The organism is Zhongshania sp., assembly GCF_047636175.1.
Classification (GTDB): domain Bacteria; phylum Pseudomonadota; class Gammaproteobacteria; order Pseudomonadales; family Spongiibacteraceae; genus Spongiibacter.
The window spans coordinates 79,796-105,956 of the sequence record NZ_JBLIKC010000005.1 but is presented as its reverse complement, the minus strand read 5'-3'; the positions used below and the strand labels follow the sequence as shown (position 1 = coordinate 105,956).

Here is a 26,161-nt window from a genome sequence, read left to right as displayed (position 1 = left end):
ACGTTAATTATTACCGCAGGAAAATAGACTTAGTTTATTAAATATACCTCTCACAAGTCATTGCTGAAAATTCAGATGACGGACGTTGACTTCGTTTACAAGCCCTCAAAAAATAACTATGAAAAAAGATATATCGTTGAAATTTGAAGGGATATATAAACAATTCGGTCCATACAATGCATGAACCGTTATCTCTTCAAGACGCGCTTATTGGGCGAAAATCGATAACGGAAAAAGCAAGTTGGCACTTAGAATCGAAACATAAATAAACTTCTTCTGACGCATTGATAAAATTTCCTTAATAAATAGAAATAGTTGTTTGCGACATAGCAATCTTCTTAAATGCGGCAGCCTTATTGAATCATCACTCATTGCGCCATAAAATGATATGTTATATCATTGCTTTATTGTTGCGCAATTAACTATAAGTCTTCAGTAAATTAAAGAAAAACAAACTCGGAGTAAAAAATTGAAATACACACCCAGCGCTATCGTCATTGCCACTCTGGCCGGATTGGTCTTTCCCAGTATGGCGCACGCCCTGTCGGGAAAGGTTACTGATGCCAATGCCCAGCCGATCAGTAACGCCGAGATTGAGGTTGTGGGCAGCACCCTGCAAACCCGCACCGATGCAGTGGGACAATTTACCCTGGAGACAGGCGATGCGACGCTGGATGAGCTCCATATCAACGCCCCTGGCTATAGCCACAAGACCTTGCGTTTGAAGTCGGACCAAAAGATCTTGTTAAGCATTGTGTTACGGCGTTCGGCTATTGAGCAGGTTGACGTGACGGCCACCCCCTTTCACTCCTCCATTATGGAATCCGCCCAGCCGGTGACTGTCGTGGCTGGGGATGAATTGCGGCGCAAGCAGGCGTCGACCTTGGGCGAAACCCTGAAAAACGAAGTGGGTGTGCATTCCAGCTATTTCGGACCAGTGGCCAGTAGCCCTATTATTCGCGGCATGAACGGCCCCAGAGTGCTGATCACCCAGAACGGACTAGATGTGAGTGATGCCTCCCGGGTCGGCCCAGATCATGTGGTGGCCATCGAGGCCAGCACCGCTGAGCAGATTGAAATTCTACGCGGCCCGGCCACCTTATTCTACGGTTCTGGCGCTATTGGCGGCGTGGTAAATATCGTCGATGATCGGGTGCCATCCTCCAGTGAGCCAAAAGGGGCGTTCTCTCTTGGCCATAATATGGTGGCAGATGAAGATCACGCCTCAATAGCGTACACCGGCGGCAACAACCAGTTTGCTGTACATATTGATGGCTTTTGGCGAGATGGCGGTAATTACGATATTCCGGGCACAGCCGTTCTAGAAACCGCGGAAGAACACGAAGAGGAAGCGCACGAAGAGCACCGTGACGGCGTTCTGGAAAACAGCGCCTCGGAAAGCAAGGGTTTTAATATCGGCGGCAGCCTATTAATGGAAAATGGCTATATTGGTTTGGCTTACGGCCGTTTGGAACGGCTTAATGGTATTCCTGGACATAGCGATGATCATGAAGAGGAACATGAAGAAGGCCATGAGGAGATGAGCGAAGAACACGACGAACATGAGGAAGAGGAAGTAGGTGTTCTCTCCGATCTGAAGCAGGATCGCTGGCAACTGCTTAGTGAACTGTCTCTAGACAGCCCTTGGCTCAGCGGCGTTAACACTCGTATCGGTTACACCGACTACGAACACGCCGAGATCGAAAACGGCGACTTTGGCACGGTATTTCGTAACGAAACCCTGCAAGTTCGGGTCGACTTGCTGCTTCAAGAGTTCGCTGGCTGGCGCGGTGCTTTGTCATTCGAAGGTAAAACATCAGATTTTGAAGCCGTCGGTGAAGAAGCCTTCACCCCACCTAATCGCACTGACAGCTACGCCCTTGCTTTGATGCAAGAAAAGCACTTTGGCGATTTTCTGTGGCAGCTGGGCGCCCGAATCGAAACAGTAAGCCTTGAAGCTGACCCCATCGCCTTTGGCCATGACGAGGAAGATCTGCTGTATTTCGATGACCTAGACTTTGACCCTTACAGCCTGTCTGCTGGGGTAGTTTGGGATTTTACCGATGACTATAACGCCGCGCTCTCCCTGACCCACGCCCAGCGGGCACCTAGCGCCTCGGAACTATTTTCTTACGGCGCCCATATCGGCACGGGCAGTTTTGAGGTGGGCGCGCTGTTCTCGTTACACGATGGCGAGCACCCCCATTTCAATGATGGCAACGATGTCGAGGAAGAAGTCTCTACCAATATCGACCTGAGCCTGCGCAAGCATTCCGGCAATATCGGCTGGGTGGTAAACGTGTTCTACAACCAAGTGAACAACTTTTACTACCAGCGTAATACTGGCTTCAACAGCGACGATATTGAAGGCCACGATCGCGAGGAAGAAGGCGAGCACGAAGAGCATGATCATGGTGCCCTGCCGGTCTATGTGTTCGAACAGGACGACGCGATCCTTTACGGCATTGAGGCCCAGCTTGCCTGGCAGTTTGCCGAGCCCTTTACTCTGACTTTGTGGGGCGACAGCATTCGCGGCAAACTGGACAATGGCGGTAATCTGCCCCGCATTCCTCCAGTGCGGCTGGGTAGTAAACTGCGTTATCAAAGCCAGGGCTGGGAAGCGGAAATCGGCGTTGCTCGCTACTTTGAGCAGCAAAACAACGCCCAGCGGGAAACTGAGACCGATGGATATACCTTGGTAGACGCGGAACTGGCCTATACCGTCGCTGGCAATAGTAGTGATATGACAATTTATCTGAAGGCCAGCAACTTAAGTGACGAAGAAGCACGCGTGCACTCCTCTTTCCTGAAAAATCTCGCCCCCCTTCCAGGGCGTGGATTTAGTATTGGCCTCCGCGGAGTATTTTAAATATCAGTAAATTGCCACGATAAACGATGAGAAAAACATGATGATTGCATATTGTCGGTATGTGCTAACAATGCTGTTTCTATTGACAGCAGTCGCCTTTGTAAATGCTCAAGAGCAGGAGCTAAGCGCAGCTACTAATTTAGCGGCTCATACCCATGGGATAGCAATCTTGTTTGTCGCACTTGAAGGAGAGCAGCTCGAAATTGAGTTTCGCTCTCCTGCAGTGAATATACTTGGCTTTGAGCATCGCGCGAAAAACTCCGAACAGCAGGCTGCGGTAAACAAAATGAAAAACACACTCGCCGCAGCCGACACGCTATTCCTACTAGATGCTGCACGATGCGAGTTAATCGATTACGACCTCAATTATGGCGGCGTCAGCCAAACTGTCGCCGACAACAATACAAATAACACACTTGATGATCACCAGCATGACCACGAGCCTCACAAAAAGAGTGCAGATCATCGCGATATTGAAGCGCTCTATCATTATCGCTGCCAACGTCCCGAGCAATTAACGTCGCTGACAACAACTATCCTCCTTGAGTTTCCAAATATTCAGTTCTTACAGGTACAGTGGATAGTGAAAAGTCGACAAGGCGCAATAACACTGGATAATAACCAGCTTAACGTTAATTTCAGGTAAAGAGCCTTTAGGTAAACAAACTATGACCAACATTGCACACGTTCTTGCTCACGCAGAAGCAAGTTGCCGCGCCACTGGTGCCAGATTGACCGAAAAGCGTAAGCGCATACTCAGCGGCTTACTGCAGTCCGAAAAGGCGCAGTCTGCCTACGAGCTAATTAACTATATGCATAAGGAGTTCGGTGAATCGCTACCACCCACCACGGTGTACCGCATCCTCGACTTCCTTGCAGAAGAAAACCTAGTCCACAAATTACACTTAGCCAACAAATATGTGGCGTGCTCGCACATCAGCTGCAACCACGCCCACGAAGTACCTCAATTTTTGATTTGCGATGAATGCAGCAATGTAAAGGAAATTGGCATCAAAAAAGCCTTAATTAACACGTTGAAAGTCAATGTTGAAAAATCGGGGTATATTCTCAAAAGCCCACAACTGGAGCTGCACTGTCTCTGCCAAGATTGCGCCAAAACAGCGGCATAACAACACATTTAAGGAATAAGCGTGACACCTGTATCCACTCATATCGACAAAGCAGCCATCGGTCTTTCCTTTGTTTGCACTGTCCATTGCCTATTACTTCCCATTGCCCTCCTTATGGTCCCAACACTGGCGGCAAGTACCTTTGGTGATGAGCGTTTCCACCAGTGGATGTTAATAGCCGTATTACCCACCAGCCTAATTGCCTTAGCGATGGGCTGCCGCCAACACCAAAATAAAAGCGTTCTCATCATCGGCCTACTCGGTTTAACAACACTTAGCCTGGCTATCTTTTTTGGTCATGATCTACTCGGTGATATGGGCGAAAAAATAGCCTCTGTATTGGGCGCGTCACTAATAGCCCTTGGTCACTTTAAAAATCACACCCTATGCAAACACGCTCAGTGTCGCTGTGGAGCAAACTGACTTAGGAGAACAATATGCACGAAGACAACATTCTCTGTGTCGGTGCCGGTACTGGAGCAGAGATGATCCAACTAGCGCAAACATTTCCGCAGTGGACTTTTATCGCCGTGGATCCGTCGGACGTGGTGTTGGAGGTATGTCGCCAGCGGCTTGACACCCTCGGTATGATCGATCGGTGCACTCTGCACACCGGATCTGTCGAGACGCTAGCGCCGACCAAGACATTTGATGCAGCAACCGGTTTGTCAGTCTCTCAGACTATCATGGATAAAACCGCCCAAATTGCTTCTATCTCAAAGTAGACCCCACAAAGAAATCTATTTTTACTTATGGGAGAAAGAGTTGAAAGTGCGCTGCACTTCAATCAAAAATGCACGCCCAATGACCGAAGGCAATATTAATACTGAAAATCTGATGTTTTGGTAGAAGCCGCGAAAGCATCAAAGCGATACTCGAACAATTGCCATGGATCAAAGACTGCTGGCTTAAAGTCGAGCTTCAATAAAACCTGCTTACCCAAAATGCCGTCGTAATTAATCGAAAACATAACCCGCAATGAGATAGCAATTTAATGAGCAATGAAATTAACACCCCCATACCGCAGACACTGACGAATATCGAGTCTGGTTGTAGCGACAGAACGTGCTGTAGCTCAACAACACCCGTTACACGCACAGCGCCCAAAGTTGGGCGCAATGAGCCTTGTCCTTGCGGCAATGGCCGTAAATTTAAAAAATGTTGTGGGCAATCGCTATAACGATACTCTATAGACGTAAGTTGCTGTAGAACCGAAACTATTCTAAATCTATAGTCACTGGGTATGAAAAAAGAAATATACATGTTATCTAAAAACCCAATATGTCACCTACCTACGATTGCAGAAGGTGTCTCCTGAATATTCTAGTTTTTCAGAATCAATTGTGTCTGCAAACAATACGCTAATACAAAGCTATAAGGGCTCGGCCAATGAACGTTAACCATTCGAAAATTCTTTCGGTCCCCACCAATATCATCACTGGGTTTCTAGGCGCTGGGAAATCCACTGCGATACTTCACCTACTCAAACAAAAGCCCAGTCATGAACGCTGGGCGGTTTTGGTCAATGAATTTGGCGAGGTCGGCATCGACGGTAGCTTGTTTACGGGAACTGAAACAGAGGATAGCGGTGTGTTTATTCGCGAAGTATCCGGTGGTTGTATGTGCTGTGCCGCCGGACTACCCATGCAAATAGCATTAAATATGTTGCTCGCCCGCGCCAAGCCACATCGCTTATTAATAGAACCCACCGGTCTTGGTCACCCTAGGGAGGTATTAGCCGTACTGGCTGCTGAGCATTACAAAGATGTACTGGACCTACGCGCCACGATAACATTGGTAGATGCCCGTAAAGTTCAGGACGAGCGCTATACCAAGCACCCTATCTTTAACCAGCAACTGGCCATTGCCGATGTGATCGTGGCCAATAAGGCAGACCAATACCAGTCTGAAGATTTTCCGAAGCTGCTTAGTTTTTTGGAAAACAGCGTACACCTAAACAGTAAATCCGTTTTCCAAGTAAGTCAGGGTGCTTTACAAATAGACTGGCTTATGGGGAAGCACAAACCAATAGACCATCACGAACACCATCACCACAACGCACAAAGCAATGAATCACTACCCGAAACCCGTATCCTTCCCGACGCTGGCTACCTTAGCATCGACAATGAAGGCGAGGGATTTTACAGCCGAGGTTGGATATTCAAAGCTGACTGGGTATTCGACGCACGTAAATTGTACACCCTATTACTCGGTGTGAACGCGGAACGTATCAAAGGCATATTTATCACCGATCAAGGCATTGTCGCCTATAACAAAGCCGATGATGTGCTGACTGAATCACAGCTGGACGATTGCCTAGATAGTCGCATTGAATGTATCAGCTCCAATAAGCAATCACTTGAAAATTTGGAAGACGCCTTGTTTGATTGTATTATTGCTGAGTGAAATTTATTCGACATGGTGCTCAATTCGGTCGACCTTTGTTGCATAGGCGGCCGTGGCAGTATCATTTTCAAATAATGTGGTGCGCAGCACGCCCGATAGCCAAAATGAATCGGCAGGCAAAACCGCTACGGACATACAGAAAATATAAAATGTCAGACTTATCTTTTCTCAGCCCCTGCAACAAAACACCGCATTGACTGAGAAAACGGTTTCCACTCTAATGTCCCGTTTACCTCAAACAGAACACTTGCCTCATGCTTAAACTGGCCTCACTTCTCGGGCTCTTCGGGCTAATTCAAATATCGTCAGCGGGAAAATTCATTACCGCCGCAGGTGTTTCAGCGGGCATCGATTATGGCTTATTAACCGTCGCTAAGCTGACTACCGAAGTCTATGTCAAAGCGGTGCAGCTTTATATCGAGTACGATCCGCAACCATCTTGCAATGCATGTTCCCCAGAGGGGGCAGGTGAAGAAATCAGCGAGACGTTTATTACAATGTACTCTTCGGGAATTGACCAATTAAGACACGCCATTCGCAAGTAATACAATTCATTGCTCGAAGCACTCACCGCACTTTAGTTTGACTATTTACAGTCCGGCGCAGAACAAATCGAAACCTGACACTCAAGCGGTTTTAAAAGAGTAATTTGGCAAGCAGGTATATTTAATATCTCATTGCCGTACTGCAAATTTTTCCGACGTATAGCTACAAGCAACTCACACAGGGGTGCCAAGTAGTAACTAGCGTTTATTTATTCTATATAGGGTTCTATGCTATCCACCACGATTGCATAAGCTGACGTTGCGGTATCATTTTCAATTAATGTGGTGTGCAGCACTCCCGATAACCAAAATGGATTATACAGAGAAGTTAGCTTAAAGCCTTTTTCATAATCAGCATAAATTATTTGATTTGGCGGTGGCGGCGGGACATGAATGCAGGCGCCAAAATATGGCACTAAAAAAAACTTGGTAACATGATGCCGGTCTTTGCCAAATTCTAAGGGGACAATAAAGCCAGGTAAACGAATCGCCTGACCTTCAAAGCTCCCCACTATCTGTGTCGAAACCAACGCCTGTTGGTAGCGGCTATCTCCGGCTTTCTCAATTGCCACTTTAATTTGACTTGCTATTTCGTCTTGCAGAGAGCCATCGGCGATGTCATCGAGAGACTCTGGGGGGTTGAGCAAAGCCTCAAGGTCAGCCTGCGGCATCAAGTCGGTCCATTCGATATTTTTATAGCTGCCGACCTGCGCTACGTTGCTATCTTGAGAAAAGACAAATTCAGCGTTTAACAGCAACACTACCAAGAAACTGATTCTATTGAATGACGAAAAGTAACTAAGGTAGATCAAAATCAGCTCCACAAATAAAGTAATGACAGTCAGTAGCAATATCTCCGACAATAATGATATGTTATAACATATTTCTCGCGGTCACTTATATAAAGGAATTTGCAATTTGTTGGTGTCAGTTAAGGACTTACACTTTCGCTACAGCACTGACAACTCATCAATGCTGGACATTCCCGCGTGGTCGCTTGAGCCAGGTGAGCAGGTGTTTTTATATGGCCCGTCTGGAACAGGTAAGTCCACTTTCCTGAATTTACTGGCGGGTATTTTGTTACCCAATACCGGCGAAATCTGCGTCCTCGGCAAACGACTCAATACGCTTAGCGGGCGCCAACGTGATAAATGGCGGGCGCAACATATCGGCGTTGTATTTCAGCAATTTAACCTCATCCCCTACTTGGACGCAGTGAGTAATATTGCATTGGCTGCGCACTTTGCCGGAACCAAAAAGACCAAGCATCGCGCACTCGAACTACTCAACGCCCTGGGAATTGACCAAAACTTACATAACCAAGCCGCCAGCCTCTTAAGTATTGGCCAACAACAACGGGTCGCTATTGCACGAGCCCTAGTTAACAGCCCGGAATTATTGATAGTAGATGAACCCACCTCAGCCCTAGACCAACAAAACCGTGATGCGTTTATGTCGCTGCTATTTGATCAAGCGAAGCTACATCAAACTGCGCTGGTGTTTGTCAGCCATGATCTAGCTTTGGCAGATGCCTTTCACAGGGTGGAAGCACTCGCAGACTTAAATCAAGCTCAGGATAAGTACTAATGTTTTTACGTCTTGCCCTATCCAGTGTTTGGAGCCGTAAAGGGTCTGTCTTGCTCACACTCCTAGCGATAGCAGTGAGCGTCTTTGTACTGTTGGGCGTAGAACAAATTCGCCACCAGGCTAAGAACAGTTTTAACAACACGGTTTCTGGCGTAGACCTTATCGTTGGCGCCCGCACAGGCGATATCAACCTTTTACTTTATTCTGTTTTCCGGCTGGGAAATGCAACGAATAATATATCGTGGCAAAGTTATCAACACATCGCGGCAGACCCAAATGTTGCATGGACTATCCCCATCTCGCTAGGAGACTCCCACAAGGGCTATCGGGTGATGGGAACAACCACAGATTATTTCACCTACTTTCGTTATGGCCAGGCCACGCTGTTAGTGCTCGCAGAAGGAAAGCCATTTTCAGATATATTCGACGTCGTGCTCGGCAGTGAGGTAGCGTACAAGCTTGATTATCAAATCGGCGACAAGTTAGTACTAGCCCATGGCTTAGGCAATACCAGCTTTAGTCATCACAAGGACAAACCCTTTAAGGTAACCGGAATTTTAAAACCCACCGGTACGCCAGTCGATCAAACACTGCACGTTAGCTTGCAAGGTATGGAGGCTGTCCACGTCGATTGGCAACAAGGTATTAAATTACCAAGCGGCCATGCTTCTCACACAAAAACGCAACCAAACCTAACACCAGACAGTGTTACTGCCGTGATGTTGGGCCTAAAATCAAAACTCGCGAGTTTTAAGTTGCAACGACAAATCAATACAAACAGTAACGAAGCCCTGCTAGCCATCCTCCCAGGCGTCACCCTCACTCAGCTTTGGCAGACCATGGCCGTCATGGAAAGCACCCTGCGCCTGATTTCCGCTCTAGTATTCTTCGCGTCGCTGCTAGGACTCTCAGCGATGCTGTTGAGCTCTATCCGCGAGCGCCAGAAAGAAATCGCTGTAATGCGTGCCATAGGTGCTTCACCGTGGTTTTTACTGGCTCTTATCGAGGCTGAGGCTTTATTGATCAGTCTTGGCGGAACATTACTTGCTATCGCACTACTCGGTTTATTTACGACTTTATCAAGCAATTTCCTAGCAGAACAATTCAGTTTATATATTCGGAGCGATTTTCTCGTTCTCCAATCGTTGCTTTATCTACCAGTCATTATTGGTTGTACACTTGCTATTGGCATCATTCCCGGTATCAGTGCTTACCGGCAAGCGCTTCAACAGCAACTAACGTAATGGGTCTACACGGACAAGCCCGTTACGAAATCAGCAATGGGCACCACCTTCCACGGTGAGCACATTGGTATAGATCTCGGTACTTTATATCGACTTATGCCCCAAAAGCTGGCTGAAGATTTTCAGCGGCCGTGCTTGCAGCAATAGGTGGATCGCGAAGCTGTGAAGAAAGGTATGGCAGGTAATATTGATCGGCGCTTTGTGGAATATATGTTTATAGCTGCAGTGAGTTCCTCTATGGGCCGGTTGGAGGGCGATTTTAAGGCACCGCTCTCGCTACCGCTTGACGTTATCACCTGTACAAAAAAGTTATTTATTATTTAATTTCAGTTGGTTATCGTATCTAGCAAGAGTTTTGACCCTGAAATCGTCAGCCACCTCACGTTGGATAACCCACATCAAACGATTATAGATCTGTGTCACTAACCCCGTGTTAAGCGATCAAGCATCTGCGAACTTTACAGATGCTTGATCAAAACACGCCGGCTATTGCGCAGAAGTTATTACCAGAGTCTGGTATTAAAAACCGTACTGGATACCAACTAGTGTGGTGCGCGGTCGATTCGGCCGGGCGCCGTCTGGGTTGCGTGACACTATTCGCTGCTGGTCAAAGATGTTCTCAGTTTTCAGAAACACTTCAACATCTGGCGTGAGCTGGTAACGACTGATGTAGTCCATCACAAATAGTTCTTCAGTCTTTTTATAATTACCATTGGTCCGATTACAGCCGGCAACAGAACACATTTCATCAATATACTTAGCCACAATGTAGTTATTCCAGCCGCTTTGGTGCTCGAAGCCTGCCCGTAAACTAAAGACCCGCCCAGGAATATCTTTTCGATCGTCGCCTGATTCAAAGCCAGAAACGGCATTGTCTTTGGTGATTTCGGCCTTGGTATAAGTGAACGCTGCGTCCAGTGGAATCTGAAAAGCACCGATCGTAGTCACTGCGCTTATTTGTAGTTCAAGACCTGACACCGCCGATTCGCCAAGGGCGAAAGAACCAGAATCATCACCATTGCTGCATGGCGCAGCCACTGAGCAGTTTTCAGTGGTATCGGTAATGTCACTGTAAAATGCTATTGTTTCGATAAATATATGGTCGTTATTAAAGCGAACACCCGCCTCCCAGTTTTTACTTTCCTCCGGATCTTGCGATACTTTGGCACCACCACCTAGTGGCGAAAAACCCTTGTGAACACCGGCTAATAATTGTATTTGGTCGTTCACGTCGAAGCTAAATGATACCCCGGGCAACCAGATAGCCGTGTCGTTTTGGCGATTTTTATTAGTGGCAAACGTAGTGCGAGCGGTATCAGAATATTCTAGTCTGCTACTTTCAACATCTTCGTATCGCAGGGCCAAATTAATATTTAAGGCGTCGCTTACTTGCCATGAATCGGTTAACCAAAAACTAAGAGCGTCAGCTTCTTCCTCTCGGTTGTTACTGCCGGAAACCTCACCAGTATCAATGCTGCTAGATTGAAATACTAAGTCACCGTTTGATTCTTGCTTGTAGGTGTCTACTACTTGAAAACGATCCATTTCGTCGTGGTGACGCCTTAACCCTACAGCGAACTGATGAGCGCCCGCTTCGATATCAAAATTAAGCTGAACACCTTCCGAAATATACTTCCGATTGTTGTTCTTATAGCTCAGACCATCTTTTTCTGCGCTACCATCTAATATGGCTTGCTCAAGCGCTCCGCCCTCATTAGCAGCGCTAACGATATCTCCGCCACCACTTAACTTAAACCAATTCCTAGCAAAGTCATTTCTATATACCGTTGCGGTGGACGTCACGGTATCAGACCACTTAAAAACGTGGCTTAGGTTGAGTGCTTGATGATCATTATCCATCTCATCAATACTGCTTAAACCGTAACGTCGATTAGGATCTTCATTGAAGTCCTTATCGCTAAGCCCAAGATAGGTCTCATTGGAAATTTCATCTGAAGATTGTAATTTCAATAAGACATCCTGACGCTCACCGGTCCAGCCAAGCTTAAATACATAGTCAGAAATGTCATACCCTGGATTCTGACTGCTGCGGTCGATATCCTTAAAGCCCTCGCCATTACGCTGAACGGTTTCGAGCAAAAAGCGCCAATCGGCGTTCTGGCCACCAAAATAAGCATGAATATCTGTAGAGCCGCGTTGATCGGCGGTGACTAACACCGATCCACTCATTTTCTCAGGTATCGGTGTAGACAACATATTTACAATGCCGCCAGTAGTTTGAGGGCCATGACGTAACAAGGGCGCGCCCTTCAGCACTTCAAACAACGACATGCGAAGCGCCGTTGGGAAATAATATGCTTCTGGGTTTGAATACGGCGCAGGTGCGATTAACACGCCGTCTTCCATTAAGGTTATTTTACCGCTGCGCTCACTGGTCGCGCCGCGAATACCAATATTAGGACGAAGACCTAAGCCGTCTTCTTCGCGGATATAGATACCGGGAATAGTTTTAAGTACCTGATTAATGTCAGTGGTGACTTCAGTTCTCAACTGCTCTGAACTTATAACAGCACCTGAGCCAGGCAAACTTCTCGCCCCTTCAATGCTACCAATGACGAGCATTTTTTCGATACTGTCTATATCTGCGAATGCAGAAACTGCGGGCAACAACATAATACACGTAGATAATAGCGACTTCTTCACACCTAACCCCATCCTTTTAATGTTACTCATTACATCCACTTACGAATAGTAATGATAATGATTATCATATGATGAGTCAATGGAAGGCCCGAACTTATATAGTAAATCATAGGGAATCTGCCATTCCACTAAGGACAATTTACGAAATTCTTGCTGCGCGGCTAATTATGGCCACGGCATTTATTGGGACGCCACCCGTGCGGCACACCGTGATGAAATAGCTAAGATCTACTTTGAGGGTCAGGACGACATAGCTAAGTGAGTGACCTAAATTCTGGACAAGACTCATTTTCCTAAGTTAAAACTTGGCCGCCCCTCACTACCCCAACGGATTTTGCTGTGGTTAGCGGGCTATTCGCAGCAACTGACTACACGCCCGCAGACCATCGTTGATATTCAGATCCGCACCGGCACGCGGTCTAGACATCACTTACCCGGTACGCATACATATCGGAATTGAGCGAGGCCGCACGCTATAGAGCCTGCCCCGAAGATCTGAACGCATTACCGATGCAAAAGAATGCGCGATGTCAGAACTTAGCTAGGCTTTCACCAGATTGGGGGATGTTCGCGACCACGGCATAGATGCCGGCAATTCTTAAGACTTTCTTAACTCTACCCACCTAGTATATTCATGCGCTGTAAATTCAGGTCCATCTAACTAAGAGACAACTAAAACCGATGAAATACCAAATTAATCGAGCACCCGGTTTTCGCTTAAAGTCTTATCAGCTGCTAATAGTCATCACGCTGTTTTTAACAGCCACCGCTAATCTGACGTTCTTCACGCATGTGCTAGAAATTTACCCCTGGGTAGGAAATGCTGCGTTTCTGTGCTTCTTAGGCCTTGCCACTTTTGCCAGCTTGCTATTTCTAGCGGCTCTATTCAGTTTGGTACTGACTGCACGAATCACCGCCATTGTATTTTTGATCGCAGGCGCCATGAGTTCTTATTTTGCCGATAGCTTTGGGACAGTCATCGACGTCGATATGCTACGCAGTGTTATTGAGACCAACCCATCGGAATCTGCTGATCTGATAACAGTCTCGCTGGCAACAAGGCTTCTTCTAGCGGGAATACTGCCAGCGATCATTGCATGGCGATTTGGTCCACGCTATAAAGGCTTCACTCATTCGCTGCTAAGCAACTCCGCCACTGCCGTCGGTGCTTTGATCATGGTTGCCGCCAGTATCTCTATGTTTAGTAGTCAATACGCTAGCTTTTTCAGAGAGCACAAACAGGTTCGCTACTATATAAGCCCTGCCTACCCGCTGTATTCTGCATTGCAACTTGCTGCTAGCTCACTACCAAAGAGCGCACCACTGCCCTTTCAATCGCTAGGCGCACTCGCCAATATTTTAGAGACCCCGAGCGCACATTCAGAGCTGGTTATTCTAGTGGTGGGAGAAACCGCGAGAGCGGATCATTTTTCACTAAATGGGTATGCCCGCAATACTAATCCCGAGCTTACCAAAATCGATCGCTTAATAAGTTATAGCCAGATCCAATCCTGCGGCACGTCTACGGCTATTTCGGTGCCGTGTATGTTCTCTTATTCAAGCCACAATAGCTTTGACGTTGAACGTGCCCGCAACACCGAAAACGGTCTGGACTTGCTCCAATCAGCGGGAGTTAACATACTTTGGCGTGACAATAACTCCGACTCAAAGGGCGTCGCTGACCGGGTTCCGTTTGAGGATTTTCGCTCACCTGAGCGCAACCCGGTATGCGGTCACGAGTGCCGCGACATTGGCATGTTGGATGGATTGCAATCTTATGTCGACGGCCGAACGGGGGATATTTTAATTGTGCTCCATCAAATGGGCAGTCACGGGCCTGCCTATGCACGTCGTTATCCTGCCGAATTTGAAGCATTTACACCCGCCTGCCAGTCTGGGGAGCTCTCCGAGTGCAGCCAGCAAGAGATTATTAATGCCTACGATAATACGATCCTGTATACCGACTTTTTTCTATCGAAAGTGATTGCCTTCTTACAATCAAACGCTAATCGCTACGAGACATCGATGTTTTATGTAAGTGATCACGGTGAGTCACTGGGGGAGTCCGGTGTGTATTTACACGGCATGCCCTACAGTTTTGCACCCCGCGCCCAAACACACGTGCCGGTGCTCGCCTGGATTGGCGAAACATCCGACATCGACTACGAGCAAAGCAAACTATTGAAAGATGCGCCAAATACTCATGATGCAGTTTTCGATACGCTGCTTGAGATTTTTGAGCTAACAAGCGACTTAGTTCCGTCAGCTGAGGCTAAGCTGGTTATGCTCAAGCCAGAGGAGGATGAGTAAACCGCAAATGTCTCCCATTAAACATATTGCTATATCGCTTCTTGTTCTAGCTGCGGTGCTGCTGACTTTTGAGTTTACTAATCTCGATCTCTGGGTGCAGTCACTTTTTTACAATAGTCAGACCCAAAGCTGGGTACTCGATACCTCGCACCCTATTCTTCACTTCATGCTCTATGATGGCCCTAAGAAACTCTTGGTGATTTTTGAAGTTAGTTTACTTATTGCAGCGGTTTTTTTACATAAGCGGGCGCTCATTAAGTCTTATCAACAGGGGATTTTAATCGTCTTGATCGCCCTGCCGCTGGGACCGTCTTTAGTATCATCCCTGAAAAGCACTACCAATGTATCCTGCCCCTATGCGCTTATTCAATACGGTGGCGATCTGCCATATATTGGCGTCTTTGAGCATTACCCTAGCGACCAACAACCCGATAAGCGGCAGCGATGTTTTCCAGCCGGGCACGCAAGCGGCGGCTTTGCTTTACTTGCGCTGGTATACCTTATGAAAACGCTGCGTAGAAAACGCCAAATACTAATGCTTGCCATCACTGCGGGGGCCTTGATGGGAGGATATAAAATGGCGGTAGGCCATCACTTTTTAAGCCACACTCTTGTATCTATGATCTTATGCTGGTTTGTCGTTAATCTAGTTGCCCTTCTGGTTCTTCCATGGCCAGACAAGCACCGGCATGCGGTCGATGATTTTTTGCCAGAGGCCGCCTGTGCGAAGCCGGAATGAAATCAAAATTAAGCGTACCCTTCTGCAGCTCTTATTTGACAGCGCTGAGCGCAAGCAATCGTTCAATCAACAAAGTCCGCGGCCACCATCAGAAGCGATTATCACTTATTCTCCACCCGCTTCGGACTGTATTACGATTGCCGCCGACTATTAGCCTGGCTGACGTCACGTCATCTGTGCTCGAGTGATAAATAGATAGGATTATAATTATGGATCAAAATTTGGTGCGTGCCTTTGCGAGCAATTTTCTGGGAAATGCGCCGCTGTGGTATAAAAAGGTCATCGTTGGTTTCCTTATTATTAACCCACTTTTGTTTTTTACTGGAGGGCCTTTTGCCGCCGGTTGGGCGCTAATTGCTGAGTTTATTTTCACCCTGGCCATGGCGCTGAAGTGTTATCCATTGCAACCGGGCGGCTTGTTAGCGCTTGAAGCGATTGTTATCGGCATGACAAGCCCCGAAACCGTGTACATGGAAGCCAGAAATAATTTTGAAGTCATTCTGCTGCTGGTATTTATGGTGGCGGGAATCTACTTCATGAAGAACTTGCTGCTCTTTGTGTTCACAAAGTTATTGCTGCACATCCGCTCTAAGGTTGCATTGTCGCTGGTCTTCTCTGGTACGGCGGCTTTTCTTAGCGCCTTCTTAGATGCATTAACTGTTACTGCGGTGCTTATTGCAGTCGGTATTGGTTTTTATTCCGTCTACCACCGTGTCGCTTCTGGCGGGCATCATTCACACAGTGATCACGATCATAGCTACGACGACAAGGTCACTGATCATTCGCGCTCCGACCTGGAACAATTTCGCGCGTTCTTGCGAAGCCTGCTAATGCATGGCGCTGTGGGTACCGCGCTTGGTGGTGTGTGTACCTTGGTGGGCGAGCCACAAAACCTCTTAATAGCTGAAAAAATGGGCTGGAGCTTTCTGCATTTCTTCAAAGTTATGGCGCCCGTTTCCATGCCGGTTTTATTTGCTGGTTTACTAACCTGTGCCCTATTGGAGGTTTTTGGATGGTTTGGCTATGGTGCAAAACTGCCCCAGAGTGTGCGCAGTGTTTTACTTGAATATGATCAAGAGCAAGATGAGAAACGCAGCCCTGCCGATGTTGCAGAACTTATTATACAAAGCATCGTCGCAGTATTTTTGGTCGTCGGCCTTGCATTGCACTTAGCGCCAGTTGGGCTGATTGGTCTCACCGTGATTGTCTTACAAACCGCATTTAATGGCGTTGTCGACGAACATCGCATTGGCCACGCTTTTCAAGAGGCCCTGCCCTTCACTGCTCTGCTGGTTGTGTTCTTCGCCATTGTTGGCGTCATTCATGAGCAGCATTTATTCACGCCCATTATTGATGCGGTACTGGCGCTACAAGGACAGACTCGTACAGTGATGTTCTTCGTTGCGAATGGTTTACTCAGCGTCATAAGTGATAATGTATTTGTGGCGACCGTTTACATTAATGAAGTCAAAACCGCTTTTGATGCGGGTAATATCAGCCGTGAAGAATTAGAGCATCTGGCGGTGGCGATTAACACCGGCACCAATATTCCAAGTGTGGGCACACCCAATGGCCAAGCGGCATTCTTGTTTTTATTAACATCCGCGCTGGCTCCGCTAATTCGCTTGTCTTACGGTAAGATGGTTATCATGGCGCTGCCCTATACCATCGTAATGAGCAGCGTCGCCTTGCTGTCAGTGTGGTTTTTTAATTAGGACGTTCACCGCTAAGTGAATAAAAAAGGGCCAAAAGGCCCTTTTTTATTAGGTGAAAATATTCAACTGAAATCTAACACTGCAGCTTAATCAAAATAATTTTCATCACTCTGAAACCTAAGAATCTTATCTTCGTTAAGTTCTTCACCACCTGATACACCGTCGGCACCCAAGGTGCTAACTATAAAACCAGGCGGCGCTGCGGAGCTTTCATAGAGATAAGTATTATTCCAAGGATCGTAGATTAGCGTTTGACGATTTATATACGGACTTCTCCAAAGGGGAGCAAGCGGCGCCGTTGTCGGCTTTTCAAATAGAGCAATCAAACCTTGTTCAGTGCTTGGATAACGATTGTTATCCAATTTATACTGATGCAGAGCCATCGATATCCGCCGGAAATCATTATCTACCTGCTCATTCATTGCTGACCCGATGCGCTTAGTGACCATAACCCCAACGACCAGCGCAATGGCGGCAGAAATCGCTAAGGCCAACAGCACCTCCCAACGTTTTATTCCCTGCTGTCTGTGTCTCGACATTCTGCTATTGTGCCTAGCGACTTCGGTATAATGTAGGTCAGTCAAAATTACCCGCTCTTAAAACATAAGGCTATATTGTCGCCTGAATCCCGGATCTACAATAAATTGGGCGACAGCGATAATTTGCTATCGCTTTGCGCCCCTTATCCCCAGTAACGATTTTGGCTTAATTTACCTAACATGGTATTTAAAGTTCGGTTAAAAGCACTTTCTGCGGCAAAACCAAGACGCTCAGGCAAGCTGCGCTTTTGGCGATACTTCACTGAAAACAAATCAGTGTCCTTGCGCTTACTCAGCAGATAGTCGTCGCTGGTAGAAAGCTCATCGATCAACTTTTCATCTAACGCACGCTTACCATACCAAACCTCACCGGTGGCGATATGATCGATGTCTAACTGTGGCCGATTTTCACTAACAAATTCTTTAAAAAGAATGTGGGTGTCTTCAAGTTCTTCTTTAAATTTTTGACGACCTTCATCGGTATTCTCACCAATCATGGTCAGAGTGCGCTTATGGGCGCCGGCCGTGTGAAGCTCAATATCGACATCATACTTCTTAAGCAAGCGATTAAAGTTAGGGAGCTGGGCAACCACGCCGATAGACCCAATAACGGCAAACGGCGCCGCTAAGATTTTATTGCCAATACAGGCCATCATATAGCCACCACTCGCGGCAACTCTGTCAATGGAGATAGTCAGCGGAATCCCCTGGCTTCTAATACGCTGCAATTGCGAGGAGGCTAGACCATAGCTATGCACCATACCGCCCGGGCTTTCTAAACGCAGTAAAATTTCATCTTCAGGCTTGGCAACGGTTAACACTGCAGAAATTTCATGGCGCAAAAACTCCACTTCTGAGGCGCTCATATCACCATCGAAATCCAGCACGAATAAACGTTTTCGCGGCGCTTCGGTTTTATGCTTACGCTCTTTCTTTTCGTGCTTTTTCCTGGCTTTATGCTCTTTCTTAAAAGTGTCTTCGTCAAGAATTTCAAACTTGAGCATGTCTTCCCAGTCCTCAAACTTATGGTTTAAGGTGGTGACTTCTATATGACCATCGCTGCTCTCACGTTTATTGCGCTGACTCGCTACGGCTATGGCACTGACCACAACGATAACGGCAATAACGATGGTGACCGACTTGGCCAAAAATAAGCCGTATTCCAGTAAAAATTCCAACTACGTACTCCCGAGATTTTAAAAGTGCCACATATTGGTATGGCAGTGAGGTGCAAGTCAAGCCGACCAGCTGCCTAAGGCCTTGACCGCAATTGGGTTTTCGGCCTGAATAAACAGGCCACTGCGTCCCAGATAGACATTGTATTGAGCGCCATCGACCATAGGCGCAAACACCGCATTTCCGTAGTCTGCATCAACCCACTTGTGCAGATATTCATTGCTGCGCAGCCAGTCCCAAATATCAACGGGCTCGGAAAGATTGATAAGATAGATAGTCCGAGCCAAATTGCGCTCTTCTTCAATACTTTGATAGCGGCCTGACAAGCGCTCTAGACGGTAAAGATTATTGAAGCCCAGCCGCGCCACAGCGAGCTTCCAGCGGACAACCCTGCTGTCGAGCTGCCATTGGTCGCCCATCACTAAGAAGGTCTGCAGCGGCTCATCGTTAACGGTGTCAACGCTCACCATAAACTGTTGCGAGATTTTACCCGACACAAAAACTCTTGCGACAAGCTGCTCATCAGCTAAATGACGGTAGCTATAAACATCCTTGGTAACAACAAGTGTCATGCCGGTAAAACTGACGGACAACAAAACCGCCACTAGACCGCTAAAAACGTGACGACGCAAGCGGATAAAAGCAAGAAAACACAGTATCAGGCCGACGCCCGTGATTATCAGTAATAGTTGGTCCAGCCCTATCATAGTATCCATACTCTTACTTCATTGCCCTTAGTGTTGCGATACTGTCTTCTGCAACCAGCAGAATGCTCTCATCGGCAATATGCCGTCGACCTAACTCATTCAAATAATATTCAATGCTGATCATCGCATCGGCGAGGGTTTCTAGTGCTTGTACGTCTGAGGCCGGATTGACAGTTTCTCGGCCGGCAAACCTGGCGACAAACTCAGTTGCACCCTGGGTCAGTTCCGGTAATTTATGCGCGTTTATCATCACAAAAGCGCCCCGCACGGAGTCAAGTAAATGGGGAAGATTAGCGATATGCTGACTGTCAAAACCCGAATCGATATATGCCGAGATCGCTCGTTTTACTAAACTTATCGCCGCCTTCGATTCTTCAATGACAATGCTGCGTGCTTCGCTGACCTGATTATCAGCACTGATCTCGTCACGACGCTCCAAGGTTATTTCGCCCAGGTCTTCATAGTTTAATTTGCGGCGATCAATTTGTGCAAGGCTGCCATCTATAAACAGTAGGGTTTCGGCGAGGTCTTCAAGCCTGCTGCGCTCTTTACTTAAATCGCAGCCTACCAGGGCATTTAAGGCCTCGACATGGGCGGTTAAGGTACCTGCAAGGGCGGGTAAATTAAGTACAGCGAGAATATCAGCGCTCTGTTTTAATACTGACGTAAGTGGCAATAACTCTTCACTTTTACTGCGCTGGTGTTGTGCCAATAATTCCAAAACATCCTTGGCGTGTCGCAATTCAGTTCGCAACTCATGAATAACCGACGACACTGTGTCATAGCTCAGTCCTAACATAATGCCGCGGTAAGTCTTTAGCTGCTCATCATTGACCTCAGCCACATGAATTTTTGCCGCTTTGATTACCTTGCCCACAAGGCCTTCTCGGTATGAACTCACACTAAGAAGAAATACTATTTGCCGTTCTAATACTTCGTTAAGGGCTGGTCGGTTTTTTAATCGCCCTCGCATCTGCCCTTCTAATCCGGCCAATACTCGCTTGCGATGTGGGTTCAGCTCCAGACCATGATTAACAAATGCGTCTAGCACCGCATTGGCCAACAACCAAAAACGCTGCTGTGGACCTGAGACTATCGCACCGCGTAAACGCCTAACGGCGCGGGACATAATTAGCAGTTGCATTGGGATGTGGGCGTCGCGCAGCAAACCCAGCAAGCCACTTTGATAAAGATGGCTAATCCGTTTTAAATTGGTGTTAAGTTCAGGCTCAACTAAAGGCTTAGTCCGCAACGTGATATTGGAATCGCGGCTGAATAAGTAGGCATCATCTTTGCTGAAATAACTATCGGGCAACAGCAGCTGATGGTGAGCGACCCGCAATTCATTGACGTGGGAAATCACCAATTGAGGGATTTCTGACTGCCTAGACTGGACAAACTCCAAATACCGCGGCAGCACGAAAAAAGCAGTGCTCAAGGCGTTTAACTGGCTCTCCGGCACGGCGACCACACTTTTCAAAATAGCGCTGCACAGCATGCGCATTTCATCAGCTAGCAAAGCCGCACCTGAAATTTGCAGCATGCGCAGGGTGCCGCCTACTTGGCGCAAATTCGCTTCACACTGCTCCAATAGTACCAAATTATGGCGTTCGGACAGAAATGTTTCAAAAACATTGGTGGCCTGTTGCAAGGTTTTACCCAATTCATCTGCCACCATGGCATATGAACTGGTATTGATCTCTACTTTCGCTCCCACACAACATCCTTATAGCCCGTCCGGGCTTACCATCAAGTTTTAGCTTTGACGCTCAAGGCGATTCGAAACAACGCTACAGCACCCTTAAAGAGACTAGCAAAACGCTTCCAAAGCCTCCCTTAACTAACGGTTATTTAAAGCCTTCTCAGCATTAAACGGACGCAAAGCACAGTATTATTATTGTGCGTAGCGCGCTGAGTATACCGCCGCCCCTATGACGCCAAGCCGCTCTAATGGCTTTAAATTACTCTTGCGGTGGCCGCTGCCAAACACAATTGCCGTCACTGGCTTTAGCGACTTCGGCTAATTGTTTTTGATGTAAAACCAGCTCCTCTGTGTTGGCACGAATGACGCGCAAGCTTCTCGGAGAGCTGTCTAAACGGCGGTGATCGCTGGCCGCCCCGCCTTCGTTCTGCTGCGAGCCATCATCACCGGCCAGGGCCAGCGCGGTTTGACCGCCGGTCATCATTAAATAGACGTCAGCAAGAATCTCTGCATCTAACAATGCGCCATGCAAATCCCGCTGAGAATTATCGACGTAGTAGCGCTGACACAATGCATCGAGACTATTGCGCTGCCCCGGGTGCTTTTGGCGAGCCATAATAAGGGTATCGATCACCCCGCAAATGGTATTTATCTTTGGCGTTTTGCGCCGTAACAATGCAAATTCCGCATCGACAAAGCCTAAATCAAAGGGTGCGTTATGGATAACAAGCTCGGCGCCGCTAATGAAATCAAAAAACTCATCGGCTACTTGCGCAAACCGAGGCTTATCTGTGAGCATCTCGTTAGTGATACCGTGCACTTCTATAGCGCCCGCATCGATCTCTCGCTCTGGGTTTATATATTGGTGGTAATGACGTCCTGTTAACCTTCGATTGACTAGCTCTACGCAGCCAATTTCAATAATACGATGCCCGGAAGCATGATCTAGGCCGGTGGTTTCGGTATCCAGTACTATTTGTCTCATTAGGCTTTCTCTAATTCATCAATGCCGCGATTGGCGAGCATATCGGCAATATCGTTTTCACGGTGGCCGCTATGCCCTTTCACCCAGTGCCATTCAATATTGTGCCCTTGGGTCGCAGCATCTAGTTGCTGCCACAAGTCGGCGTTTTTAACCGGTTTTTTAGCCGCTGTTTTCCAACCACGCTTTTTCCAGTTCACCATCCACTCAGTGATCCCGAGCCGCACGTATTGGGAATCTGTGGTTACAGCTACCTCGCAGGGACGTTTCAATGCCCGCAAGCCTTCAATCGCTGCCATCAATTCCATCCGGTTGTTAGTGGTGGCTGCTTCACCGCCGAACAAATTACTCTCTTTTCCCTGGTACCGCATTAACGCACCCCATCCACCGGGGCCTGGATTACCGCGGCAGGCGCCATCGGTAAAGATTTCAACTTTCTCTGGGACTTTGTTCATAATCTGCTCGTGATTTTATGGTTCGGGTTGCTCCTGCCATCCGAGGATGACGGAGAATTTTTGCCCGACGAGCTAAACTTTGTGCCGAGGGACTTAACGGAGCGCGGTATTTTGTCGCGCTAAGGATAAAAACACCACCCATAGGTAAATTTTTTGCGGCTGGCTTATGAGACATGAAATAACTCGGACTACTTACCGGCAGGCGATGAAAGCCATACTCCACCACACTGACCTCAAAGCCTAGCAGCGACAGCCAGTCTTGTAAGCGGTGGATTGGCAATCGATGATTTTGCCACATTGGGCTGCCTTTAATACGGCCAAGCACTCCGCGCATTGCCAAAAAAGAATAAGGGTTGATCCCACAGATGACCACTTTACCGTGAGGAACGATGACACGTTCCACTTCACGGAGCACTTTATGAGGATTATCTACAAACTCTAGTAAATGATGTAAGACAACAACATCTTGTGATTCGCTGGCCACCGGTAGGTGCTCAAAATCGCATAGTACATCGAGCACTTGGCTCAGCCCATAATGCTGCATTCCACCCAGACAAAATTGACGTTGGAATACGTCACTGGCGATCGGGCAGCGCTCCGGTATTACGCTCAAGTTTAATAGATTGTATTTTGCAGTCGATGCATCACTAATCGCGTCAGCAATTAATGGCCGCTCTTCAGCTAATACCGTTCTTCCAACTGGACCCTGAAACCAGTGCCGCAAGGCTGGCAAAAGGACTTCAGGTGAGTGTTTAGTACGCCAATATGCCATGCTTTTCCCCTACTGAGCCCCCAGCGACACCTATTGCAGGGAGACTCTGGAATGTTTATGCTGCTCTGCCGAAAATTAAAATAATGATTATGCTGTCAATATCACCCATTTCTGCATTCAGCGACAACTATATTTGGTGTGTCGCACACGAAGGAAAGGCAATTATTGTCGATCCAGGCGACGCTGCGCCGGTACTAAAGTATTTAGACGAAAACGGCTTAAGCCTCTCGGCCATCATTATTACGCATCATCACTACGACCACGTCAATGGCATAGAGTTGCTCTGCGAACGCTACCACAATACTCCAGTTTACGGCCCGGAAAATCAATGTAAAAGTATCACTCAGCGCCTTAAACACGATGACACAATTACCCTTCTAGACCTATCATTTCGGGTGTTTGCCGTGCCTGGGCATACCCTAGATCATATTGCTTACTATCTTGAGACGTCGCCATCTGGCCCAGCTCTATTTTGCGGTGACACCCTCTTTGCCGGCGGTTGCGGGCGTCTGTTTGAGGGTACGCCAAAACAAATGCTCAACTCGCTTGGGCTGATCCAAGCCCTAGCGGCAGACACCGAGGTGTACTGCGCACATGAGTACACCCTGAGCAATCTGCGCTTTGCCTGCGTTGTCGACCCCGAAAACCGCGATTTGCTTTCACGTTTGGAAGACACCCAAGCTCGACGACAAGCAAATTTACCCACAGTCCCTTCTAAGCTGGCACTCGAATTGCTAACAAATCCATTCTTGCGAACGGATAATGCTACCGTCCAACAACAAGTTGCGACGCACGCGGCACTTAAGTATTGGAATCAAAACGATATTTTCGCTAGTTTACGTGCTTGGAAGGATGACTTTTAAATGACACTAGCGACTATATTTTATAATGACAACTCTCTATAGCCCCTTCAATAAGTTCACCTTTGGCGCGTTGCTAATACCGCTACTGGTAGCCTGCGCCCAAACACCGCATCAATACGGTGCGCGCCACAAAAATACCACCCTGTTCTGTGATCGAGTAGAAAACCGCAGTAGCGAACTCTGTCGGTATCAAGAGGTGGTAAAACGAGACTACGCGAGCAGTGACTCTGCAAAACAAATACGTGATGGCCTCAAGTTTAAGTCCCAGTCCAAGTTGCAGACCGCCAAGGCAGCAAAGCATAGCGCCGAGGCAAAAACCGAAGCATCTCGCGAGACGCCACAAACCACCAAGCAATATCAACAATTATGGCCTCGCTTAGCGTCCGAGCTGCAGTTTGATGCCCTCGCCGGGCACGCCGATGTTGAGGACCGAGAAGAATGGTATGCAGAGCATTCCTATTACCTCGCCAAGATTAGTAAACGCGCAGCGCGCTATCTCTACTACATCATTGAAAATATCGAAGAGCGAGGCCTACCCAGCGACTTGGCCTTATTGCCCTTTGTAGAAAGTGCCTTTGACCCTTTCGCCTATTCACATGGACGCGCCTCGGGCTTATGGCAGTTTGTACCCAATACTGCCAAGCATCTGGGGATAGACCAAAATTGGTGGTATGACGGCCGTCGTGACGTTATCACTGCCACAGACTCGGCACTTGACTATCTCACTGATCTAAACCGTCGCTTCGATGGCGATTGGTTGCTGACATTGGCCGCATATAATGCTGGCGCAGGCACAGTGAATAAAGCGATTATCCGCAATAAGAAAAAGGGGCTGCCAACCGATTTCTGGTCTTTGAGGCTCCCCAAAGAAACCAAAAACTATATTCCCAAGATGCTGGCACTGGTTAAGATTTTCAAAAACCCGGCATCCTACAACCTCACGCTTCCTCCAGTAGCAAATGAGCCGCACTTTATCGCGGTGAACACCGGCAGCCAGCTTGACCTAGCGCAAGCCGCTAAATTAGCAGACATAAGTGTTGATGAGCTATACCGTCTGAACCCAGGTTTTAATCGCTGGGTAACCGCACCAGAGGGACCGCACCGATTACTAATTCCGCAGGCAAAAGCAAAAACATTTGCCTCGCGCCTAGCCAAAATACCGCCACGTGATCGCTTGCGCTGGCAGCAGTATAAAATACAAGCCGGCGACAATTTAGTGACTATTGCGCGCCGTCATCATGTTGACGTTGCCACGCTGCGGGCCAGCAATCAGCTTGATAATGACATTTTAAAAATTGGCCATGTTTTACTTATCCCTGACGCCGGCAATGGTGTCTCACCACACAAAGGCGTCAGTCAGGGTTTAGCCTCATCAGAAGCCTCTCGTATAGAGTACAAAGTGCGTAGCGGCGACACCGTCAGTGGTATTGCTAAAAACTACGGGGTAAGCAGTAAAAAGATACTTACTTGGAATAAACTGGCCTCGAATTCTATTATCAAGCCCGGTCAGAAGTTAGTGGTGTGGGGAAAGGCGCCGCAGCAATCTGCCAAGGGCATTATTCGCAAGGTAGGCTACAAGGTCAGAAATGGCGACTCGCTGGCACTTATCGCCAGTCGATTTAATCTGCGCATCCGCGATATCGTGGAGTGGAACTCCATTAAAACCAGTCAGTATTTGCGCCCCGGTCAATCTTTAACATTATATGTTGATATCACTCGCGCAGATCTTTAACGGCGTTTTGATATAGTATAGCCT

The 26,161-nt window shown here is 47.5% G+C and carries 24 protein-coding genes; 15 read left to right on the top strand and 9 right to left on the bottom strand.

Annotated elements, in window-relative coordinates; genetic code table 11:
* The first annotated feature begins 469 nt into the window (after window positions 1-469).
* The 8 genes from ACI955_RS04210 to ACI955_RS04175 all read left to right on the top strand — a co-directional run bounded on the left by ACI955_RS04210 (window position 470) and on the right by ACI955_RS04175 (window position 6,950).
* On the top strand, window positions 470-2,869 hold the full coding sequence (locus ACI955_RS04210) for a TonB-dependent receptor (RefSeq protein ID WP_415242483.1): 2,400 nt from the start codon (window positions 470-472) through the stop codon (window positions 2,867-2,869).
* A 37-nt stretch (window positions 2,870-2,906) separates the two neighbouring features.
* The gene (locus ACI955_RS04205) at window positions 2,907-3,515 is read left to right on the top strand and encodes a ZrgA family zinc uptake protein (RefSeq protein WP_415242482.1); all 609 of its coding nucleotides are present in this window, start codon (window positions 2,907-2,909) and stop codon (window positions 3,513-3,515) included.
* 22 nt (window positions 3,516-3,537) lie between these two features.
* Window positions 3,538-3,999 (top strand): Fur family transcriptional regulator, encoded by a 462-nt coding sequence (locus ACI955_RS04200; RefSeq protein ID WP_415242481.1) that lies wholly within the window; start codon window positions 3,538-3,540, stop codon window positions 3,997-3,999.
* A gap of 21 nt (window positions 4,000-4,020) precedes the next feature.
* Window positions 4,021-4,422 carry a MerC domain-containing protein gene (locus tag ACI955_RS04195; protein ID WP_415242480.1) on the top strand — a complete coding sequence of 134 codons (402 nt, stop codon included), beginning with the start codon at window positions 4,021-4,023 and terminating at the stop codon, window positions 4,420-4,422.
* 14 nt (window positions 4,423-4,436) lie between these two features.
* The gene (locus ACI955_RS04190) at window positions 4,437-4,724 is read left to right on the top strand and encodes a class I SAM-dependent methyltransferase (protein WP_415242479.1); all 288 of its coding nucleotides are present in this window, start codon (window positions 4,437-4,439) and stop codon (window positions 4,722-4,724) included.
* Window positions 4,725-4,993: 269 nt separating this feature from the next.
* Entirely contained in the window at window positions 4,994-5,179 is a 186-nt protein-coding gene (locus ACI955_RS04185) for an SEC-C metal-binding domain-containing protein (protein WP_415242478.1), read from the top strand.
* 209 nt (window positions 5,180-5,388) lie between these two features.
* Window positions 5,389-6,405 (top strand): CobW family GTP-binding protein, encoded by a 1,017-nt coding sequence (locus ACI955_RS04180; protein WP_415242477.1) that lies wholly within the window; start codon window positions 5,389-5,391, stop codon window positions 6,403-6,405.
* 254 nt (window positions 6,406-6,659) lie between these two features.
* Complete coding sequence (locus ACI955_RS04175; protein WP_415242476.1) at window positions 6,660-6,950, top strand: hypothetical protein; 291 nt, start codon at window positions 6,660-6,662, stop codon at window positions 6,948-6,950.
* 209 nt (window positions 6,951-7,159) lie between these two features.
* Here ACI955_RS04175 and ACI955_RS04170 read toward each other — a convergent pair whose 3' ends face one another.
* Window positions 7,160-7,762, bottom strand: a complete 603-nt coding sequence (locus ACI955_RS04170; RefSeq protein ID WP_415242475.1) for a DUF3299 domain-containing protein — start codon at window positions 7,760-7,762, stop codon at window positions 7,160-7,162.
* A gap of 112 nt (window positions 7,763-7,874) precedes the next feature.
* Between ACI955_RS04170 and ACI955_RS04165 the strand changes: the two genes are divergently transcribed.
* The gene (locus ACI955_RS04165; RefSeq protein WP_415242531.1) at window positions 7,875-8,537 is read left to right on the top strand and encodes an ABC transporter ATP-binding protein; all 663 of its coding nucleotides are present in this window, start codon (window positions 7,875-7,877) and stop codon (window positions 8,535-8,537) included.
* On the top strand, window positions 8,537-9,781 hold the full coding sequence (locus ACI955_RS04160; RefSeq protein WP_415242474.1) for an ABC transporter permease: 1,245 nt from the start codon (window positions 8,537-8,539) through the stop codon (window positions 9,779-9,781). Before ACI955_RS04165 ends, ACI955_RS04160 begins: the two co-directional genes overlap by 1 nt.
* Before the next feature lie 519 nt (window positions 9,782-10,300).
* Here the strand turns inward: ACI955_RS04160 and ACI955_RS04155 are convergent.
* Window positions 10,301-12,475 carry a TonB-dependent receptor family protein gene (locus tag ACI955_RS04155; RefSeq protein ID WP_415242473.1) on the bottom strand — a complete coding sequence of 725 codons (2,175 nt, stop codon included), beginning with the start codon at window positions 12,473-12,475 and terminating at the stop codon, window positions 10,301-10,303.
* A 651-nt stretch (window positions 12,476-13,126) separates the two neighbouring features.
* On the opposite strand from ACI955_RS04155, the gene ACI955_RS04150 reads away from it, so the two are divergent.
* From ACI955_RS04150 to nhaB, 3 genes are all read left to right on the top strand, one after another.
* Window positions 13,127-14,755 (top strand): phosphoethanolamine transferase, encoded by a 1,629-nt coding sequence (locus ACI955_RS04150; RefSeq protein ID WP_415242472.1) that lies wholly within the window; start codon window positions 13,127-13,129, stop codon window positions 14,753-14,755.
* A gap of 7 nt (window positions 14,756-14,762) precedes the next feature.
* Window positions 14,763-15,494 carry a phosphatase PAP2 family protein gene (locus ACI955_RS04145; RefSeq protein ID WP_415242471.1) on the top strand — a complete coding sequence of 244 codons (732 nt, stop codon included), beginning with the start codon at window positions 14,763-14,765 and terminating at the stop codon, window positions 15,492-15,494.
* Between the two features lie 209 nt (window positions 15,495-15,703).
* Window positions 15,704-17,209 carry a sodium/proton antiporter NhaB gene (gene nhaB / locus ACI955_RS04140; protein ID WP_415242470.1) on the top strand — a complete coding sequence of 502 codons (1,506 nt, stop codon included), beginning with the start codon at window positions 15,704-15,706 and terminating at the stop codon, window positions 17,207-17,209.
* Window positions 17,210-17,295: 86 nt separating this feature from the next.
* On the opposite strand, the gene gspG is transcribed toward nhaB, so the two are convergent.
* From gspG to ACI955_RS04105, 7 genes are all read right to left on the bottom strand, one after another.
* Entirely contained in the window at window positions 17,296-17,748 is a 453-nt protein-coding gene (gene gspG, locus ACI955_RS04135; protein ID WP_415242469.1) for a type II secretion system major pseudopilin GspG, read from the bottom strand.
* Between the two features lie 143 nt (window positions 17,749-17,891).
* A complete protein-coding gene (gene sohB / locus ACI955_RS04130) occupies window positions 17,892-18,926 on the bottom strand; it encodes a protease SohB (RefSeq protein WP_415242468.1) in 1,035 nt (344 codons plus the stop codon).
* A gap of 57 nt (window positions 18,927-18,983) precedes the next feature.
* Window positions 18,984-19,640 (bottom strand): cation/multidrug efflux pump, encoded by a 657-nt coding sequence (locus ACI955_RS04125; RefSeq protein ID WP_415242467.1) that lies wholly within the window; start codon window positions 19,638-19,640, stop codon window positions 18,984-18,986.
* Between the two features lie 4 nt (window positions 19,641-19,644).
* Window positions 19,645-21,348, bottom strand: a complete 1,704-nt coding sequence (locus ACI955_RS04120; RefSeq protein WP_415242466.1) for a hypothetical protein — start codon at window positions 21,346-21,348, stop codon at window positions 19,645-19,647.
* Window positions 21,349-21,592: 244 nt separating this feature from the next.
* A complete protein-coding gene (gene dnaQ, locus ACI955_RS04115; RefSeq protein WP_415242465.1) occupies window positions 21,593-22,318 on the bottom strand; it encodes a DNA polymerase III subunit epsilon in 726 nt (241 codons plus the stop codon).
* Window positions 22,318-22,770, bottom strand: coding sequence for a ribonuclease HI (gene rnhA / locus ACI955_RS04110; protein ID WP_415242464.1), 453 nt, complete (start codon window positions 22,768-22,770; stop codon window positions 22,318-22,320). The genes dnaQ and rnhA overlap by 1 nt, the downstream gene beginning before the upstream one ends.
* Window positions 22,745-23,542, bottom strand: coding sequence for a class I SAM-dependent methyltransferase (locus tag ACI955_RS04105; protein WP_415242463.1), 798 nt, complete (start codon window positions 23,540-23,542; stop codon window positions 22,745-22,747). The genes rnhA and ACI955_RS04105 overlap by 26 nt, the downstream gene beginning before the upstream one ends.
* Window positions 23,543-23,625: 83 nt before the next feature.
* Here ACI955_RS04105 and gloB point away from each other — a divergent pair, with 83 nt between their 5' ends.
* Both gloB and ACI955_RS04095 read left to right on the top strand, forming a co-directional pair.
* Complete coding sequence (gloB, locus tag ACI955_RS04100; protein WP_415242462.1) at window positions 23,626-24,405, top strand: hydroxyacylglutathione hydrolase; 780 nt, start codon at window positions 23,626-23,628, stop codon at window positions 24,403-24,405.
* Between the two features lie 25 nt (window positions 24,406-24,430).
* Entirely contained in the window at window positions 24,431-26,137 is a 1,707-nt protein-coding gene (locus ACI955_RS04095) for a LysM peptidoglycan-binding domain-containing protein (RefSeq protein WP_415242461.1), read from the top strand.
* Window positions 26,138-26,161 lie beyond the last annotated feature (24 nt).